Origin of the sequence: Streptomyces sp. NPDC059524 (assembly GCF_042749255.1) — a bacterium.
Taxonomy (GTDB): domain Bacteria; phylum Actinomycetota; class Actinomycetes; order Streptomycetales; family Streptomycetaceae; genus Streptomyces; species Streptomyces xanthii.
The window spans coordinates 24,448-39,230 of record NZ_JBHYTK010000018.1 but is presented as its reverse complement, the minus strand read 5'-3'; the positions used below and the strand labels follow the sequence as shown (position 1 = coordinate 39,230).

At 72.1% G+C, this 14,783-nt stretch carries 15 protein-coding genes; 6 read left to right on the top strand and 9 right to left on the bottom strand.

Features of this window, described 5'->3' with window-relative positions; genetic code table 11:
• Positions 1-83 precede the first annotated feature (83 nt).
• Complete coding sequence (locus ACFW9D_RS08075; RefSeq protein ID WP_384619188.1) at positions 84-554, bottom strand: DUF2000 family protein; 471 nt, start codon at positions 552-554, stop codon at positions 84-86.
• A 49-nt stretch (positions 555-603) separates the two neighbouring features.
• Between ACFW9D_RS08075 and ACFW9D_RS08070 the strand changes: the two genes are divergently transcribed.
• On the top strand, positions 604-1,431 hold the full coding sequence (locus ACFW9D_RS08070; RefSeq protein WP_384619185.1) for an AraC family transcriptional regulator: 828 nt from the start codon (positions 604-606) through the stop codon (positions 1,429-1,431).
• A gap of 989 nt (positions 1,432-2,420) precedes the next feature.
• Here ACFW9D_RS08070 and ACFW9D_RS08065 read toward each other — a convergent pair.
• Positions 2,421-3,839, bottom strand: coding sequence for an MFS transporter (locus tag ACFW9D_RS08065; RefSeq protein ID WP_384619182.1), 1,419 nt, complete (start codon positions 3,837-3,839; stop codon positions 2,421-2,423).
• Between the two features lie 219 nt (positions 3,840-4,058).
• Between ACFW9D_RS08065 and ACFW9D_RS08060 the strand changes: the two genes are divergently transcribed.
• On the top strand, positions 4,059-4,898 hold the full coding sequence (locus tag ACFW9D_RS08060; RefSeq protein WP_384619179.1) for a helix-turn-helix domain-containing protein: 840 nt from the start codon (positions 4,059-4,061) through the stop codon (positions 4,896-4,898).
• 25 nt (positions 4,899-4,923) lie between these two features.
• On the opposite strand, the gene ACFW9D_RS08055 is transcribed toward ACFW9D_RS08060, so the two are convergent.
• Positions 4,924-6,228: an acetyl-CoA C-acetyltransferase gene (locus ACFW9D_RS08055; RefSeq protein ID WP_384619177.1), complete on the bottom strand. Its 1,305-nt coding sequence runs from the start codon at positions 6,226-6,228 to the stop codon at positions 4,924-4,926.
• 88 nt (positions 6,229-6,316) lie between these two features.
• Here ACFW9D_RS08055 and ACFW9D_RS08050 point away from each other — a divergent pair, with 88 nt between their 5' ends.
• Together ACFW9D_RS08050 and ACFW9D_RS08045 are read left to right on the top strand one after the other, a co-directional pair.
• Complete coding sequence (locus ACFW9D_RS08050; RefSeq protein WP_384619174.1) at positions 6,317-7,660, top strand: 3-oxoacyl-ACP reductase; 1,344 nt, start codon at positions 6,317-6,319, stop codon at positions 7,658-7,660.
• A gap of 32 nt (positions 7,661-7,692) precedes the next feature.
• Positions 7,693-8,559: a MaoC/PaaZ C-terminal domain-containing protein gene (locus ACFW9D_RS08045; protein ID WP_384619172.1), complete on the top strand. Its 867-nt coding sequence runs from the start codon at positions 7,693-7,695 to the stop codon at positions 8,557-8,559.
• On the opposite strand, the gene ACFW9D_RS08040 is transcribed toward ACFW9D_RS08045, so the two are convergent.
• The 3 genes from ACFW9D_RS08040 to ACFW9D_RS08030 all read right to left on the bottom strand — a co-directional run bounded on the left by ACFW9D_RS08040 (position 8,556) and on the right by ACFW9D_RS08030 (position 11,407).
• Positions 8,556-9,179 carry a TetR/AcrR family transcriptional regulator gene (locus ACFW9D_RS08040; RefSeq protein ID WP_384619230.1) on the bottom strand — a complete coding sequence of 208 codons (624 nt, stop codon included), beginning with the start codon at positions 9,177-9,179 and terminating at the stop codon, positions 8,556-8,558. The genes ACFW9D_RS08045 and ACFW9D_RS08040 overlap by 4 nt on opposite strands.
• Before the next feature lie 160 nt (positions 9,180-9,339).
• Entirely contained in the window at positions 9,340-10,686 is a 1,347-nt protein-coding gene (locus ACFW9D_RS08035) for a dicarboxylate/amino acid:cation symporter (RefSeq protein WP_384619169.1), read from the bottom strand.
• 427 nt (positions 10,687-11,113) lie between these two features.
• Positions 11,114-11,407, bottom strand: coding sequence for a DUF4229 domain-containing protein (locus tag ACFW9D_RS08030; protein WP_384619167.1), 294 nt, complete (start codon positions 11,405-11,407; stop codon positions 11,114-11,116).
• Between the two features lie 107 nt (positions 11,408-11,514).
• Between ACFW9D_RS08030 and ACFW9D_RS08025 the strand changes: the two genes are divergently transcribed.
• A complete protein-coding gene (locus ACFW9D_RS08025) occupies positions 11,515-12,039 on the top strand; it encodes a GNAT family N-acetyltransferase (RefSeq protein WP_384619165.1) in 525 nt (174 codons plus the stop codon).
• A 19-nt stretch (positions 12,040-12,058) separates the two neighbouring features.
• Here ACFW9D_RS08025 and mqnE read toward each other — a convergent pair whose 3' ends face one another.
• Together mqnE and ACFW9D_RS08015 are read right to left on the bottom strand one after the other, a co-directional pair.
• Positions 12,059-13,222 (bottom strand): aminofutalosine synthase MqnE, encoded by a 1,164-nt coding sequence (mqnE, locus tag ACFW9D_RS08020; RefSeq protein WP_384619164.1) that lies wholly within the window; start codon positions 13,220-13,222, stop codon positions 12,059-12,061.
• 92 nt (positions 13,223-13,314) lie between these two features.
• Positions 13,315-13,770 carry an Lrp/AsnC family transcriptional regulator gene (locus tag ACFW9D_RS08015; protein ID WP_188337482.1) on the bottom strand — a complete coding sequence of 152 codons (456 nt, stop codon included), beginning with the start codon at positions 13,768-13,770 and terminating at the stop codon, positions 13,315-13,317.
• A 149-nt stretch (positions 13,771-13,919) separates the two neighbouring features.
• Between ACFW9D_RS08015 and ACFW9D_RS08010 the strand changes: the two genes are divergently transcribed.
• A complete protein-coding gene (locus ACFW9D_RS08010) occupies positions 13,920-14,054 on the top strand; it encodes a hypothetical protein (protein WP_262928338.1) in 135 nt (44 codons plus the stop codon).
• Here ACFW9D_RS08010 and ACFW9D_RS08005 read toward each other — a convergent pair.
• Complete coding sequence (locus ACFW9D_RS08005) at positions 14,051-14,731, bottom strand: UbiX family flavin prenyltransferase (RefSeq protein WP_384619162.1); 681 nt, start codon at positions 14,729-14,731, stop codon at positions 14,051-14,053. The genes ACFW9D_RS08010 and ACFW9D_RS08005 overlap by 4 nt on opposite strands.
• Positions 14,732-14,783 lie beyond the last annotated feature (52 nt).

The window sequence follows — 14,783 nt, the reverse complement described above, 5'->3', positions numbered from 1 at the left end:
CCACGCTACGAAGAAATGGCCCAGCCCCCATAGGCAACCTCCGCCTCGGACGACTGGGCCAATCGGCGCCGCGGCCGTGCGCCTCACGGGTGCATCCGCGCCCCCTTGAGCACCTTGTCCACCGCGTTGCGCGGCCCGTGCACGACGATCCCGACGAGATCCAGATCGGCAGTTCCCACGGCCCGTACGGCGGCGCGGTTGTCCCGGTCGTTGCCGGTGGCGAACAGGTCCGACGTGAAGACGGCACGCGGCAATGCCCGGCGCAGCGCCCGCTCATGGGCGGCCCTCAGCATCTCCTTGCCGCCCTCGAAGACCAGTACGGGCTGCCGGAACATCGGCAGGTACTGCGTTCCGTCCGCGTCCTCGTACGGCTCCCCCACCACCTCGGGCAATTGCGTCCCGAGCCCGCTCACGAGGAACGCGGTGACGTTCAGCCGCTGCCAGGTCTCCAGGTCGTCCCGGAGCAGGACAGCGATCTTCGTGTCGAAGCGGATCTCGGAACGGGGCTCGGTGGACATCTCGGTCAGGGTCTCGGTGGGGGTCTCCGTGTTCATGCTCTGAGACTGCCCCGCCCGCTCCGGCCGGGTCTTGTACGTTCTTTGCATGGCTGCCGGCGGCGCCTCTGGCGAGGAGATCACCGCGTGGCGCCCGCGGGTCGAGGGCGTCACGGAGGTCTTTCACGCGCACTTCACGCGGCACGCGTACCCGATGCACGTGCACGACACGTGGACCCTGCTGATCGTCGACGAAGGCGCTGTCCAGTACGACCTGGAGCGGCACGCGCACGGCACCCCGCTCGGCACGGTCTCGCTGCTGCCGCCGCACGTCCCGCACAACGGGTCGGCGGCGACGCCGCACGGGTTCCGCAAGCGGGTGCTGTATCTCGACGCGGCGGACGGCGGGCCGCTCGACGCCTCGTTCATCGGCCCGGCCGTGGACACGCCCGATCTGGAGGACCCGCTGCTGCGGCGCCGGATCGGGCAGTTGCACGCCGCCCTGGCCCGTCCCGGGGACGAACTGGAGGCGGCAGCCCGCCTGACCTTCGTCACCGAGCGTCTGCGGGAACGGCTCCGCCCGCGCCTGGCCGAGCCCCCACGCCGGGCTCCCGACCGCCGACTCGCCGCGTCTCTGCGGGAGTTGCTGGACGCGCGGCTAGTACCCGGGGTCGAACTGGCTGAGGCGGCGGCCCTGTTGCACGCCCATCCCGCCCATCTGGTCCGCTCCTTCAGCGCCGCGTACGGGATCGCTCCGCACCAGTACCTGACGGCACGGCGCGTGGACCGCGCCCGCCGCCTCCTCCTCGACGGCGTCCCCCCGTCAGAGGTGGCCCCCGCCACGGGCTTCCACGACCAGCCCCACCTGACCCGCCACTTCAAACGCCTCGTGGGCACACCCCCGTCCCGCTACGCCCACTCAGCCCCACGCCGGTGACACCCCGGTGCCCCGGGGTACGGGGCTGGGGGCTCGGGGCTGCACCCGATCAGCAACCCCGTCGCGGGGCGCGACGAGCGGCCCTGGGGCCCACGAAGTGCCCTTCAGGGGCACGGGGCTGTTCCGATGTGCGGCTCCGCCGCCTGGGCGGCGCACGAAGCGTGCCGTCAAGGGCGCGGGGCTGTTCTGATCTGCCGATCCGCCGCGCGGGCGCAACTCCAACCGCCCTGAGCGGCGCACGAAGCGTGCCGTCAGGATCGCGGGGCTGTTCTGATCTGCCGATCCGCCGCGCGGGCGCAACTCCAACCGCCCTGAGCGGCGCACGAAGCGTGCCGTCAGGATCGCGGAGCTGTTCTGATCTGCCGATCCGCCGCGCGGGCGCAACTCCAACCGCCCTGAGCGGCGCACGAAGCGTGCCGTCAGGATCGCGGAACTGTTCTGATCTGCCGATCCGCCGCGCGGGCGCAACTCCAACCGCCCTGAGCGGCGCACGAAGCGTGCCGTCAGGGGCGCGGGGAACTGCGCGAGCAACCACGACGGCGGCGCAGTCGGTGACGACGCTCGGCCCCTACGGCGGCGCCGTAGCCCAGGCCCAGGCCCACCGCATCGCGCACTGAGGTGCTGCCCGAGGCCGGGCGCGCCGGGCCGACGCCCCCGGAGGGGGCGGGCGGGTGGGAGAAGGCGGCAGGCCAGGCCAGAGGCACTGGTACCGAGTCAGGATGCACAGGGGCCCAGGCCTGAACCGCTGACCCGGAACGCCGCGTGCCCCGCACTGAGGTGCTGCCCCAGGCCGGGCGCCGGGCCGACGCCCCCGGAGGGGGCGGGCGGGTGGGAGAAGGCGGCGGGCCAGGCCAGAGGCACTGATGCCGAGTCAGGATGCACAGGGGCCCAGGGCTGAACCGCTGACCCGGAACGCGTGCCCCGCACTGAGGCGCCGCCCCGGGCCGGGCGCCGCCCACCCGTACCGGAAGCCGCGCCCCGGTGAAGGATCAGGAACCCGCGGCGGCCCGCTGTCGCCCCCGGGGCAGCAGGACTCCGGCCACCCCCGCGGTAGCGCAGAGCACCACCCCCGCCACCACCAAGCCCACCCGCATGCCACCGACCGAGAACCCGGCCGAACCCTCGGCGACCAGCGCCCCGAACAGGGCCACCGACAGGGCCCCGCCCGTCTGGCGCAGCGCGTTCAGCATTCCCGAAGCCGTCCCTACCCGCTCCCCCGGGACGGAGTCCATCAGCATCGCCGTCACCGCCGGGACGGCGAACGCCCCGCCCATCCCCGTCGGCACGAGCAGCAGGAGCACCAGCCACAGCGGCGTCCCCTCCGCCAGCGGCAGCAGCGCGAACATGGCCAGGGCCAGCACCAGCGTGCCGGTCACGACGACCCGGCGCCGCCCCATCCGCTCGGCGGCCCGTGGCGACACGAGGTTCGTGGCCGTGATGATCACCGCCATCGGGACGAACATCAGGCCCGCCGCCGTCGCGGACATCCCGCGCAGCTGCTGGAGGTACAGGCCCAGCAGGAACACGACCCCGTAGAACCCGAGGTTGAGGGCGAAGCCGACCACCAGCGACACCGAGACCGTCCGCTGCCGCAGCATCCCGAGCGGCACCATCGGGGCCCGCTGCCGCCGCTCGGCGACGTAGAACCCGGCGCCGCTCACCACGGCGAGCGCGAGCGCCCCGAGCACCGGCGCAGAAGACCAGCCGCCGTGCCCGCCCTCGATCACGGCGAACGTCAGCCCCGCGAGCGCGAGCACGGCGGTGATCTGCCCGGGCAGGTCCAGCGGAGCGGCCCGCCGCGGCGAGCGCGCGACCTTCGTGAGCAGTGCCAGGATCGCCGCGCCGACCGGCAGGTTGAGGAAGAACACCGCGCGCCAGCCGACGTGTTCGGTCAGCACGCCGCCCAGGACGGGCCCGGCGGCCATGGACACCGAACCGCCGACCGTCCACAGCGCCACCGCCCGCGCCCTGCGCACCGGCTCCTCGTACGCCTGCCGGATCAGCGCCAGCGACGCCGGCATCAGGACGGCGGCCGCCCCGCCCTGCACGACCCGCGCCGCGACGAGCGCCCCGAGCCCGGGGGCGAGGGCGCAGGCCAGGGAGGCGACGGTGAACAGCGCGGTGCCCCAGGCGTAGGCGCGGCGCGCCCCGGTCCGGTCGCCGAGCGCGCCGGCCGACAGCATCAGCCCGGCGAACATCAGCGTGTACGCGTCCGCGACCCACTGCAGTCCCGTCATCCCGGTGTGCAGGGACTCCTGGATGCCGGGCAGCGCGATGTTCACGGCCGACACGTCGATGGTGATGACGGCGAAGCCGAGCAGCGCGGCGAGCAGCGCCGCGCCGCCGCCACGGCGGGTGTCCGCCACAGCCGCGGCCGCCGGGGCCTCGGTTCGGATGAGAGTGGTCACGCGGTCCTCCTGGAACGGGCGTCGAAGTGCGGGTGGGCGGCGGGCCCGGGACGCGGACCTGTGCCGTGCACTCCCTGGGCCCGGCCCGCCGGCCACCCGCAACGCACTCCACTCTGGGGCCGTCCGCGCACGGGTGGCAGGCCGCGTTCCACCGGGGTGCCGTGTTCCTGGCCCTGACACAGCCCCCCACCGAAGATCGCCGCCGGGGACAATGGACGTATGGCTGAACACTCCGGCACCGAACTCGGCACGTACCTGCGCGCCCGCCGCGCCCTGGTCACCCCGGCCGACGTGGGCCTGCCCGCCGGCACGGGTCTGCGCCGCACCCCGGGCCTGCGCCGCGAGGAACTGGCGACGCTCGCCGGCGTCAGCGTCGACTACTACACGCGCCTGGAGCGCGGCCGTGAGACGAATCCGTCCAGCGCGGTCATCGACGCGATCGCCCGCGCGCTGCGGCTGTGCGGGGACGCGCACGTCCGCCTGCACGAGCTGGCCGAACTGGCCTCGGGGCGGTTCACCGAACCGCGGCCCACGACGGACGACACCGTCCGCGACTCGGTGCACCAGATGCTGGAGGCGCTGCGGCCGATGCCCGCGTACGTCGTCAGCCGCTTCAACTACGTCCTCGCCGCGAACCCGGGCGGCCGGCGCCTGCTGCCCGGCCTGTGGGACTGGCCCGCCGAGCAGCGCAACGTGACCCGGTACGTCTTCCTGCACCCCGCGGGACGGACCCTGTACGTGCCCTGGGAGGAGACGGTCGCCCTGTCGGTGGCGCACCTGCGGGCGGTGGGCGGCGCGGACCCGGACGATCCGCGCCTGACCAACCTGGTCGGCGAACTCCTCCTGAAGTCACCGGAGTTCGCGGAGATGTGGAACCGGTACGAGGTCCTGGAGCGCGGCGGCGGCACGAAGCACTTCGCCCATCCCCAGGTCGGCGACCTGACCCTGACCTACGAGATCATGCAGCTCTCCCGCACGGGCGGCCAGCGCCTGGTCGTCTACCAGGCCCCAACGGGGAGCCCGGCGGAAGCGGCGGTGCTGAAGCTGGACGTCCCGTAAGGAGCGCGGGGCCCGGCGGGCCGGGTCAGGCCCGCTCCAGGATCGCCGTGACCCCCTGGCCGCCCGCCGCGCAGATCGAGATCAGGCCGCGCCCCGAACCGCCCCGGTCCGCCAGCAGCTTGGCCAGCGTCGCCACGATCCGCGCGCCGGTCGCCGCGAAGGGGTGTCCCGTGGCCAGGGAGGAGCCGGCCACGTTCAGCCGGTCCCGGTCGACGGGCCCGAGTCCCGCCTTCTCCCAGGCGGCGAGCGTCGCCAGCACCTGGGACGCGAACGCCTCGTGCACCTCGAAGAGGTCGAAGTCCTCGATCCCGAGACCGGCCCGCTCCAGCATCCGCGGCACGGCGTACGCGGGAGCCATCAGCAGCCCGTCGCCGCCCCCACCGGTGACATCCCCCGACACGAAGTCGACGGCGGCGGTCTCGTAGGCCGTCAGATAGGCCAGCGGTTCGAGCCCGCGCGCCGCCGCCCACTCCTCGCTCGCGAGCAGGACGACCGCCGCCCCGTCCGTCAGCGGCGTCGAGTTCCCCGCGGTCATGGTCGGCGACGGGTCCTTCACCCCGAACACGGGCTTCAGCGTGGCGAGTTTCTCGACGGTGGACCCGGGCCGCAGGTTCTGGTCGCGGTCGAGCCCGCGGAACGGGACGACGAGGTCGTCGAGCAGCCCGCGCTCGTACGCGGCGGCGAGCCGCTGGTGCGAGGCGGCGGCCAGTTCGTCCTGCGCGGCCCGGGTGACGCCCCATTCGCGTGCGGTGACGGCGGCGTGCTCACCCATCGAAAGTCCGGTGCGGGGCTCGGCGTTGCGCGGGATGTCGGGCACGAGGTGGCCGGGCCGGATCCGGGAGAGGGCCTTGAGGCGGGCGCCCGCGGACTTGGCGCGGCGCGCGGCCAGCAGGATCGTGCGCAGGTCGTCGTTGACGCCGAGCGGCGCGTCGCTGGCGGTGTCGGAACCGCCCGCGACGGCGCTGTCGAGCTGGCCGAGCGCGATCTTGTTGGCGGCGGCGATCACGGCCTGGAGCCCGGTCCCGCAGGCCTGCTGGATGTCGTACGCGGGTGTGCGCGCGTCGAGCCCCGAGCCGAGCACGGTCTCGCGCGCGAGGTTGAAGTCCCGGGCGTGCTTGAGGACGGCGCCGGCCACGAACTCCCCCACGGCGCCCGGCTCTTGCAGGTCGAAGCGGTCGACGAGCCCGTCGAGGGCGGCGGTGAGCATCTGCTGGTTGGACGCGGTCGCGTACGGGCCGTCCGAGCGGGCGAACGGGATCCGGCTGCCGCCGACGACGGCGACGCGGCGGGGGGCCGCGCCGAGGACGGGGACGTTCTTCGTGCGCACCATCTCGGCAGCTCCTGACCTCTCGACAAGTTCTGACTGTTGAGTAACCTTACTCCGAAGTAAATTTACGACCGAGCAGGGAGCTTGGACAATGGCCGACCGCTATCTGAACTTCACCGGCACGGCCCCCGGCCGCTTCCTGACCAAACGCCTCGGCCTGCCCCAGCCCGCCCCGCTGCGCCGCTGGAGCCCCGAACACCCGGCGCTCGACGGCCCGTTGCTGCACTTCACCGCCGGCACCTCCGCCCACCACGAGGAACTGTCCGCCGTCCTCGCCCGCACCGGCCTCGACGTCCGCGGCTCCCTGTCCGGCGGCGCGGCCGACCGGCCCGCCGCCATCGTCGTCGACGCCACCGCCGTCACCGGCCTCGGCACCCTCGCCGAGGTGCACGCCGCCCTGCACCCCTGCGTGCGCTCCCTCGCCCCCGGCGGCCGCGTCGTCGTCCTCGGCGCCCGCCCCTCCGCCGACGACCACCACCAGGCCGCCGTCCAGCAGGGTCTGGAGGGATTCGTCCGCTCCCTCGGCAAGGAGATCGGCCGCGGCCGCACCGTCAACCTCGTCCGCCTCGACGGCGCCTCGCCCGAGGCCGCCGAATCCACCCTGCGCTTCCTGCTCTCGCCCCGCTCCGCCTACGTGAGCGGCCAGGTCGTCGAGATCGGCGCCCCGCAGGACCCCGTAGCCGCCCCCGAGAACTGGGACCGCCCGCTGGCCGGCCGGACGGCCCTGGTCACCGGCGCCGCCCGCGGCATCGGCGAGGCCGTCGCCGAAACCCTCGTCCGCGACGGCGCGCAGGTCGTCCTTCTCGACGTTCCCTCCGCCGAGGCCGACCTCAACCGGGTCGCCGAACGGCTCGGCGGGCGCGCCCTGCCGCTCGACATCACCGCCGACGACGCGGGCGAGCGCATCGCCGCCTTCACCGCCGAGCCGGGGCTCGACGTGCTCGTCCACAACGCCGGCATCACCCGCGACCGCCGCCTCGCCAACATGCCCGCCGAACGCTGGAGTTCGGTCCTCGACGTCAACCTGGCCAGTGTCCTGACCACCACCGACGCCCTCCTCAAGACGGGCGCGATCCGGCGCGGCGGCAGCATCGTCACCACCGCCTCCATCGCCGGCATCGCGGGCAACACCGGCCAGACCAACTACGCGGCCAGCAAGGCCGGAATCATCGGCCTCGTCCGCTCCCTCGCCCCGCGCGCCCTCGCCGAGCACGGCGTGACCCTGAACGCGGTCGCCCCCGGCTTCATCGAGACCAAGATGACCGCGGCCGTCCCCCTCTTCATCCGCGAGGCCGGCCGCCGCATGAACTCCCTGGGCCAGGGCGGACTCCCCGTCGACGTGGCGGAGACGACCGCCTGGTTCGCCTCCCCCGCCTCCGGCGCGGTCAACGGCCAGATCGTGCGCGTCTGCGGCCAGAGCCTCCTCGGCGCCTGACACCGCACGCCCCACCCGAACCAGGAGCCCCGATGACCTCCGGCACCCCGCGCACCGTCACCCTCGACCGCGTCCCGTCCCTGCTCCCCCTGATGCTGCGCGGCGCCGCGCTCTCCCCGCTCAAGCGCCCCCGTCCCGGCGCCCACGCCCCCACGACCCGCCTGACCGTCCCGGCCCTCCCCGTCGACCAGGCCCACCTCACCGCGTACGAGCGGCTCTGCGGCTTCCCGACGGGCCCCGCCGGACTCCCGGTCACCTACCCGCACGTCCTCGGCTTCCCGCTCTCCATGCGCCTGATGACCGACCGCGCGTTCCCGCTCCCGGTCCTCGGCCTCGTCCACACCACCCTCGAGATCACCCAGCACCACGACCTCTCCCCCACCGACCGGTACGACCTCACGGTGACGATCCCCGAGCTGCGCCCGCACCGCCGCGGCACCGAAGCCCTCGTCGTCACCGAACTGACCGCGCACGGCGAGACCGTATGGACCTCGACCAGCACCTACCTCGCCCGCCACACCACCACCGCGCCCCCGGCCTCCGCACCGGCCACTGAGGACGCGCCGCCGCTCCCCACCCTCACCGAGTGGCCCCTCCACGCCGACCTCGGCCGCCGCTACGCCGCCGTCTCCGGCGACCGCAACCCCATCCACCTGCACCCGCTGACCGCCCGAGTCCTCGGCTTCCCGCGCGCGATCGCCCACGGCATGTGGACGGCGGCCCGCTGCCTCGCCGAACACGGCGCCCGCGGGCCGGTCCAGGTACGGGCCGCCTTCAAAGCCCCCGTGCTGCTCCCCGGCACGGTCGCCTACGCGGCGAAGGACGACACCTTCGAACTCCGCTCCGCGAAGAACGACCGCCTCCACCTCACCGGCGAGGTCACTCCACTCGCGGTCTAGGAGGCGTCCGGCACGGACCAGCGGGCGCCGGCCATCAGATTGCCGAGCCCGGCCCAGGCGAAGTTCATCATGGTCGCGGCGGCCTCCCGCGCCGAGACGGAGTCGTCCCCGTTCGCCCATCCGGCCAGCGCCTCCGCCGCCCCGACCAGCGCCTGCGCGAGCCCGGCGACCTCCCGCTCGGCGAGCTCGGGATCGCCGTGCGCCTCCCGTGCCGCGGCCGCGATCAGGGACGTCACGAACGCGACGATCTCCTCGCGCATCGCCACGACCTCGGCGACGAACGGGTCCCCGCCCGACCGCGCCTGGCTGTGCAGCACCGCCCACCCGTCCGGATGCTCGGCGGTGTGCGCGAAGAAGGCGGTCAGCCCGTCCCACAGCTGCCGGTCGGCCGGCACGTCGACCCGCACACCGGCCCGCACGGCCGCGATGAGCGCCGCCGCCTCCCGCCGGATGCAGGCGGTGAACAGGTCTTCCTTGGAGTTCAGATACAGGTACACCAGCGGCTTGGACACCCCGGCCAGCTCGGCGATCTCGTCCATCGACGCCGCCCGGTACCCGCGCTCCCCGAACACGCGCACCCCGGCGTCCATCATCTGCCGCTCCCGCTCGGCCCGCGGCATCCGCTTCTGCCCCGTCCCCGCACCCCGTCGGCCGCCCACCCCGGTCACCTCTCCACCCCGCACATCCACGTTCTCCACCCGCCAGCCTACGTCCGCACATGACGGCGCCCCGCCCCGGAACCTGGGTTCCGGGGCGGGGCGCGGTCGGTGGCGCGGTGCGTCAGGCGGCGGCCGTGACGGGCTCGGCCTGGTCCGTCTTGGTGTGCTCGTAGACCTCGATGTCGTCGTCGAAGCCGGACGCCTTGGCGTTGTCGTACTTCGTGCGGTCGAGGATCTTCTCGCGGGCCGAGACGATCACCGGGACGAGCGCCTGGCCGGCCACGTTCGTCGCCGTCCTCATCATGTCCAGGATCGGGTCGATCGCGAGGAGCAGGCCGACGCCCTCCATGGGCAGGCCCAGGGTGGAGAGGGTCAGGGTCAGCATCACGGTCGCGCCGGTGAGGCCGGCGGTGGCGGCGGAGCCGATCACCGAGACGAACGCGATGAGCAGGTACTCCTTGATGCCCATGTGCACGTCGAAGATCTGGGCGACGAAGATCGCGGAGATCGCCGGGTAGATCGCGGCGCAGCCGTCCATCTTGGTGGTGGCGCCGAACGGGACGGCGAAGGAGGCGTAGTCCTTCGGGACGCCGAGGCGGATCGCCGACTGCTGGGTGACCGGCATGGTGCCGACCGAGGAGCGGGAGACGAAGGCCAGCTGGATGGCGGGCCAGGCGCCCTTGAAGAACTGCAGCGGGTTCAGCTTGGCGACGGTCGCGAGGAGCAGCGGGTAGACGCCGAAGAGGACCAGGGCGCAGCCGACGTAGATGTCGATGGTGAACGTCGCGTAGTTGCCGAGGAGGTCCCAGCCGTACTGGACGATGGCGTTGCCGATGAGGCCGGCGGAGCCGATCGGGGCGAGCAGGATGACCCACCACAGGGCCTTCTGCAGGAGCTCCAGGACGGACTCGGAGAGGTTGAGGATCGGCTGGGCCTTCGTGCCGATCTTCAGGATGGCGATGCCGGCGACGACGGCCATGAAGACGATCTGCAGCACGTTCAGCTCGGTGAACGGCGTGATGATGTCCGTCGGGATGATGCCCGTCAGGAAGTCGAGCCAGGAGCCGGCATGGTCGGGCTTGGCGCCGTCGGCCGGGGTGAGGTCCGAGCCGTTGCCCGGGTTGGTCAGCAGGCCGATCGCGAGGCCGATGACGACCGCGATGAGCGAGGTGATCATGAACCAGAGCAGGGTGCGGGTCGCGAGGCGGGCCGCGTTGTTGACCTTGCGCAGGTTGGTGATGGACACCAGGATCGCGAAGAAGACGAGCGGGGCGACGGCCAGCTTGAGGAGCTGGACGAAGATGCCACCGACCTTGTCGAGCGTCGTGGCGAGCCACGAGACGTCGTAGGTGCGGGCGACCCAGCCGAGGATCAGGCCGACCACGAGGCCGAGCAGAACCTGGGCCCAGAACGGGATCGGTATGCGGAAGCCGCGCTTCTGTTCGACTTCAGGGGTGTTCGCGGACACGGAGGCACTCCAGTGATGACGCGGGGGGACAAGACGGGGACGTACTGGAGCGGCGACCGCGAGACGGATCGGCGGCGCCGCTGCATGGGGAAGTTCGCGTCAGGCGCGACACGCCGCGGACATGCAGCGGCAGAGATCGACATGCAGGCGCGCCACGAGCGGGACGCTCATGGCCGTTCGGTGCGCTGCGGATGTCTTCATGTCAGGAACGTTAACACCGCGTCTTTGGGAACATCAAAGGGTTTCTTTGAGGTAACTTCACCCGTCCGACGGCTCGAAAGCCGCAAATGCCTTGAAAACGCAGGCAACCCCGGCATCTGAGCGATGCCGGGGCCCTACGAGGTGTGACGCAACTTACGTGGCGCTTACATCTGGATCATGTCCCGCGTCCACATCCTGGACGGCCGGGCGCCGCGACCCTTGACGACTAGGCGCCGTGCGCGCGGGCGGCGTCGTCCGCGCTGTCCTCCATGGTGCGGTTCGCCTCCATGTTGGCCTTGGCGCGGTCGACGCGGGCGACGATCTTCTCGGAGGCGCGGTCCCGCTCCTTGCGCAGCAGCACGAAGCTGAGGGGCGCGGAGATCACCAGCGCGAGCAGGATGATCCACAGGTAGTTGGAGCCGCCGAGGCCGCGCGGGACGATGCCGGTGGCGACGAGACCCCAGACGACGAGGAAGCAGCCCGCGAAGATCCCGAGGCGCATCAGCGTGTAGCGGAGCATGTCAATCCACTCTTCCGTTGCGAACGTTGCGAAATGGTCCCCCCAGTGAAGCACGCCCGCCGGAAAGCCCGTTGAGCGGTCCCCGCCGTAATGGGTACGGTCGAGTTATGACTCTTACCTTCACCCTGGACCCGGCGATCGATCCGGAGCTGCGCGACGACGTGCTCGCCCTGTGGGCGGACGTCTCCAACGCGGGCGGGGCCGTCGGCTTCGTCCCGCCCGTCACCCCGGAGGACGTCCGCCCCGAGCTGGCCCGGCGCCTGACCGAGATCGAGGAGGGCGGGACCCGGCTGCTGGTGGGGCGGGACGCGGACGGGACGGTCACGGCGACCGCGTTCCTCGCGTACACCCCGCACCGTCTGATGCGCCACCACCTGTGGGTCTACGTGGTGATGGTGCACCCCAAGCACCAGGGCCAGGGGTACGGCCGGGCCCTGATGGCCGCCGTGGAGGAGGCCGCGCGAGGCTTCGACGGGATCGAGGCGCTGCGCCTGACCTGCCGCGGCGGGACCGGGGCCGACCTCTTCTACACGGCGTGCGGCTACCGGGAGGTCGGCCGGGTGCCGGGGGCGATTCGGGTGGCCCCCGGCGACGACCGGGACGACGTCCACATGATGCTGCCGCTGACCTGAGGCCGCGGACGGACCGGAGTCAGAGGCGCATGGCCTGCGGCTCGTCGCGGCGGGCCGGGTCGGGGCCCTCGTACTCGCGGATGATCTCGTAGCGCGTGTTGCGCTCGACGGGGCGGAAGCCGGCGTCGCGGATGAGGTCCAGGAGGTCCTCGCGGGTCAGCTTGTTCGGCGTGCCGTAGTTGTCGGCGTCGTGCGTGATCTTGTACTCGACGACCGAGCCGTCCATGTCGTCGGCGCCGTGCTGGAGCGCGAGCTGCGTGGTCTGCAGACCGTGCATGACCCAGAAGCACTTCACGTGCGGCACGTTGTCGAACAGGAGGCGGGAGACGGCGAAGGTCTTCAGGGACTCGGCGCCGGTGGCCATGGTCGTGCGCGCCTGGAGGCGGTTCCTGACCTTGCCGTCCTTCATGTCCACGAAGTCGTGCTGGTAGCGCAGCGGGATGAAGACCTGGAAGCCGCCCGTCTCGTCCTGCAGTTCACGCAGGCGCAGCACGTGGTCGACGCGGTGACGGGGCTCCTCGATGTGCCCGTACAGCATCGTCGCCGGCGTCTTGAGCCCCTTCTCGTGCGCGAGGCGGTGGATGCGCGACCAGTCCTCCCAGTGGGTGTCGTGGTCGACGATGTGCTGCCGGATCTCCCAGTCGAAGATCTCGGCGCCGCCGCCGGTGAGCGACTCCAGACCGGCCTCGATCAGCTCGTCGAGGATGTCGGAGGCGGAGAGCCCCGAGATCTTCTCGAAGTGGTGGATCTCGGTGGCCGTGAACGCCTTGAGGCCGACGTCCGGCAGGGCCTCCTTGAGAGCCTTGAGGGAGCGCGGGTAGTAGCGCCACGGCAGGTTCGGGTGCAGGCCGTTGACGATGTGGAGCTCGGTGAGGTGCTCCGACTCCATCGCCTTGGCGAGCTTGACGGCCTCCTCGATGCGCATCGTGTACGCGTCCTTCTCACCCGGCTTGCGCTGGAACGAGCAGTAGGCGCAGGAGGCGGTGCAGACGTTCGTCATGTTGAGGTGACGGTTCACGTTGAAGTGGACGACGTCGCCGTTCTTGCGCGTCCGCACCTCGTGGGCGAGTCCGCCGAGCCAGGCCAGGTCGTCCGACGCGTAGAGCGCGATGCCGTCCTCGCGGGACAGCCGCTCGCCGTCCCTGACCTTCTGCTCCAGCTCGCGCTTGAGCCCTGCGTCCATGCCCGTACCTTTCCTCACCGGAGGATTCGCCTCACCCGGAAAACTCGCTCCACCGTACGCCCCGCCACCGGGGCCTGATCCGCGACCTCGGCTCAGGCCTCCTCGGGCAGTTCGCCCACCCTGTTCTCCCACTTGGTGGAGAGCACGATCGTGGTGCGGGTGCGGGAGACGCCCTTGGTGCCGCTGAGCCGGCGGATCGTCTTCTCCAGCCCGTCCACGTCCCCGGCGCGCACCTTGAGCATGTACGAGTCGTCGCCCGCGATGAACCAGCAGTCCTCGATCTCGTGCAGGTCCTTGAGGCGGCGCGCGACGTCCTCGTGGTCGGCGGCGTCCGACAGGGAGATGCCGATGAGGGCGGTGACGCCGAGACCGAGCGAGGCGGAGTCGACGGTGGCCCGGTAGCCGGTGATCACTCCGGCGGCCTCGAGGCGGTTGATGCGGTCGGTGACGCTGGGGCCGGAGAGGCCCACGAGACGGCCCAACTCGGCGTACGAGGCGCGGCCGTTCTCGCGCAGGGCCTGGATGAGCTGCCTGTCCACGGCGTCCATAGGACCAAAGCCTTTCATTGTTCAGCGTTGACGCGAGTTTACGTGTAGAATCTAAGGCATGCGGGGCTGACGCACCGCAAAACCTAAAGTCACATCACTGGATCGCTTCAGATCCATCGAAACCAACGATTCTCAGGAGTGTTGTCACCGTGTTCACGACGATCGAGATGGCCTACGCCCGCATGCGCGAGATGCAGGACCAGGCCAATCGTGCGCGTGTCCACCAGTCCGCCATCGACGCCCGCCGCGCCGCCAAGAAGGCCGCGCGCGCGAAGAAGCGCTAGCTCTCCCGAGAGCCTCCCCCCAGCTCTCCCTCCCAACGGCGGTACAGCGTGTGCGGCACTCCTGCCGCGTCCAGCGCCCGCCCCGCGACGAAGTCCACCAGATCCTGGATGTGCGTCGCCCCCGCGTAGAACGCCGGCGAGGCGGGCACCACCACGGCGCCCGCCTCGTCCAGCGTCACCAGAGCCTTCAGCGTCTGCCCGTTCAGCGGCGTCTCCCGCACCGTGACCACCAGCCTGCGCCCCTCCTTGAGCGTCACGCTCGCCGCACGCTGCAGCAGGTCCTTCGACAGCCCGAGCGCCACGCCCGCCACGCACGCCGTGGACGCGGGCACGATGATCATCCCCTTGGCCCGGTACGACCCCGAGGACGGGCCCGCCGCGAGATCCCCGGCCGGCCAGTACCGCACCCCGCCCAGGTCGATCCCCTCGAACGTGCCCGGCTTGCCGTCCGCCCCGCGCGCCAGCCACTCCCCCAGGTCCTCGCGCCAGTGCGCGTCCCGGAAGGAGATGCCCGTCTCGTCGAGCAGCGTCAGGCGCGAAGCCCGCGAGACGACCAGATCCACGGCCTCACCGGCCGCGATCAGCGCGCGCAGCACGGACGCCGCGTACGGGGTGCCGGAGGCGCCGGACACCCCGACGACCCAGGGCCTGCGGTCTTCTGCTTTCACGTGCTCCACACCACGAGCCTATCCGGCGGTCCACAATGGGGAATTGAGCAGGGGCCACGGG